The sequence below is a fragment of the Pseudomonas sp. genome (genome assembly GCF_026224925.1).
Taxonomy (GTDB): domain Bacteria; phylum Pseudomonadota; class Gammaproteobacteria; order Pseudomonadales; family Pseudomonadaceae; genus Aquipseudomonas.
On the sequence record NZ_JAMFRV010000266.1, the window covers coordinates 1 to 3,409 of the forward strand.

Sequence of the window (3,409 nt, forward strand, 5' to 3'; positions counted from 1 at the left end):
AGACTGCTTCACCTGGCTCTGGTTAACGGCATTGTCCTGGGTGAGTAGCGCGGTCATAGCTTCGGCGAGAGCGGTTCGTTTGTTGATCCGGTCACCCCAGATCCCATTGTTAGCACCTCCGGCACTAGTGACGATCTCTATTACCTCATCGGTAAATTGCGGCAAGGTCGTCTTGATCTTTTCGGCAATCACCCGTTCCTCATCATTGGTCACGCTGCCTGGATAGTAGCGGGTCCACGCCTTGCCGATATGCTGAAGGACATCCCGATCCACAGCGACTGACTGCGCAGTCGTGGCCGGATCCTGAGACGCCCGAATCATTCTCAACCGGAGCCTGATATCCAGCTGAGCCGTGCGAATGTCGTTCAGGTGAATAATTGGTATGGTGCCACCAAAATATGAATCCTCTACAGACGAATTGAGCTTTGCGATGCCGAACACACCAAACGTTCCGACGGCGGCCGTGAGAACGATACACGCACCCATGGCGAGGATGATTCTGAACTTGATGGTGTGTGTGAACCTGTTTATTCTGCTTCCTTCGAAAGTCGAGCGCAAGTAACTAGGGTTGTGAAAAAAATGGAAGGGTATCGCTCTGATTCGGTTCATCAATGTCTCCATTCCCCAATTTTTCGGAATGCCGGCCTCCATTTTTTTCAAGCAAGCTCACTGATTGTGCAGGAGCCGAAGACTTCGCCAAAAACGGGCGGTTGGTGCGTGAAGCGGCTTTCACCGACGCACACGTAATGGCCGCCTGCCTGGATCGCAAAGAGCCACCGCTACCATCGAGTTACGTATCAACGTTGGAACCGTGGCGCGAGCAAATCACGAAGTGGCGAGCCGCCGTCGTTCAATGCACGATGATCTACGGCATCCTCGTTCGCCACCACGGATACAACGGCAGCTGTAGTGAAGTTGCCCTTATATATCCGTCGCTGAGTAAGCGCGTATGACAAGTGATGAACCACTCGTTGCGCAGCGGTCATTGGCAGATTATTTCCTGCGTAATCGCAGGCACCCCGCTCTCGCCTGTTCTCCCGCGCATGTCAATACGGGCATGTGCGGATCGGATTAAAAGGCGTCCCAGCTACCGGTCGCGCTTGTGGCAGTAGACAAACCAGCTACCGCTGCAGGGCGTAGCAACGACTCCTGAGTCTGCGCTTTAGGCGGCCTGCCCGAAACAGGGACGTGCTTGGCAGCACTACGCAGTGGCACGCTCTTGTGAACATCCAAGGTGGTCGCGGAATAGGCCACTGTAAAAACCGACACCACCTCATTAAGCTTGGCTGCTTGCTCTTCGAGTGATTGGGCCGCCGCTGCGGCTTCTTCAACCAGTGCCGCGTTCTGTTGCGTAACTTCATCCATCTGGCCGACCGCCTGATTAACTTGCTCAATGCCGCGACCTTGCTCTTCCGAAGCAGCGGCGATTTCTCCGATGATGTCCGCCACGCGCCTGACAGCATGTTTCGCTTCCATTGTGGTCCGTCCAACCTCGGTCGCCTCGCTTGCACCTCTGTCGATCGTAGCAACCGACTTTTCGATTAAATCCTTGATTTCCTTGGCTGCCGCCGATGATCGTTGCGCAAGGGTGCGCACCTCCGCCGCCACGACCGCGAACCCGCGACCCTGCTCCCCCGCACGCGCGGCTTCGACGGCGGCATTCAACGCCAGAATGTTGGTTTGGAACGCGATCCCTTCGATCAACGCCGTGATCTCCGCGATCTTACTGGAGCTAGCGGTAATTTCGCTCATGGTCACAACCATACGTTCGACCACCTGGTTGCCCTTCTCTGAGGTCTCGGTGGCGTTCAACGCCAGGGTGCTGGCTTGCCGTGCGCTTTCAGTATTCTGTCGCACTGTCGCAGTCAACTCTTCCATACTGGCAGCGGTTTCTTCCAACGAAGCGGCTTGCTCTTCAGTGCGGGCGGACAGGTCAACATTGCCGGCTGCGATTTGCTTTGACGCCACGCTCACAGAGCCGGCCGACATCCGAGCTGTGCCGACTACTTCAGCCACTCGGGCCAGCAAGGTGTTGAACGCGGCTGCGGTAAGACCGATCTCATCCATACGTTCGACGTGTGCCTTATTGGTCAGGTCGAGCGTTCGGCTTACATCTTGGAACGTGCGCTGCATACGGTTTAGGCCCGACGTGATCAGGCGGAACAATTGCAGGCCCATCGAACCGGCGGTAACAAACGCTGCAGCCACGCTAACTATCGTTACCCAGAACGAATGATCGTAAGCTAAATTGTTCTCAGTGCGAATGTCTTCGCTCAGTTTTTGGTTATAAGCAATGTGTTTCCCGAGCACGTCATCGATCTTCAGAGCCGCGTTGGTCACCGCGCCGCCGTCAAGCAAAGCGGCGGTTGCCCCGCTCATGTCGTTAGCTCGGAGTTTCTCAAGAAAGCTGTTTCGCGAGGCGCGATATTCCGCGATGGCGACCCGGTCGTTGTCTAAAAACTTGCGGTCATCAGCATCTGAAATATCGTCTTTCTCGTAAGTTGCAAGTAACTTGTCAGTAATCGCATCCTCGGCCGACATTCGTTGCGCGATCTGGCTGGTGTTTCCTGAATAAGCGCTAACCAAGGTTCTGTAGCTCAACCGTCTCGCTCGACTCAGGCTATTCTGAATGTCCGAAAGCGTGCTGACGCTAGGCATAATATTAGTTTGAACATACTCGAATCGCTGCTGGGCTTGGGTCAGATTATGTATTCCTACCCAGCCGACAGAAATCAGCGCCAGCAAAGCGATGGCTAGCGTCAGCATGAGGCGTCTTGAAATGGTCATAGGGGTCACTGAGGATGGAAAATTAATCAAAAGATGAACATCTGAATTACGACATCCTTAAGTAGTTCTTGACCTATCTAATTGGAATAAGCGTTATGCCAACCCAGCATAACTTAGATGGTTCACGAGACCCATACCCGAATTGCGCGGCCGTCGATGGCGCAGTGATCGATCGCCCCACGAATCCTACAGGCTGTTTGGCATAAGTTGACACGGCTGCAGCCGTAGCCGTGTCAAGCTGTCGGTAGCAGCTTGTTCCCGTTTCCACGGACAGGGTGTACCCGATGCGTCATTAATGAATTGTTGTTGAACCAAAGCATCGGTTCCAGTGTTTCCGGTTCAACAGCTGCTTGTGTTTTCCGAGCGGTGCGCTGATACATCACTTCGGCTTCGTGATAGCCATTGATCGTTTTACATCTTCTACGTGAGGTCGCGTTGCGGACCTTCGTAAGCGCTCAATCTGGCACACGCGGAACCATATGGCCGCGTAGTAACGGTCGTCAATCCGATTAGGACCAAGCGCTTACGCGGTCAAGCCGTAGGCTTCAAGAAATTAAACGGTAGCAGGTCGGTAACATCGGCGTCTAATGCTCGTTGCGGCAATTCGCTGAGTACCCGTACG

General features: G+C 54.3%; 2 protein-coding genes. Both read right to left on the bottom strand.

Going from position 1 to position 3,409, the window contains the following annotated elements:
- Positions 1 to 651: Tar ligand binding domain-containing protein (locus M0974_RS11645; RefSeq protein WP_297836379.1), on the bottom strand; the 651-nt coding region annotated here is incomplete at its 3' end.
- A 420-nt stretch (positions 652 to 1,071) separates the two neighbouring features.
- A complete protein-coding gene (locus M0974_RS11650; RefSeq protein ID WP_297836377.1) occupies positions 1,072 to 2,787 on the bottom strand; it encodes a methyl-accepting chemotaxis protein in 1,716 nt (571 codons plus the stop codon).
- Positions 2,788 to 3,409: the final 622 nt, after the last annotated feature.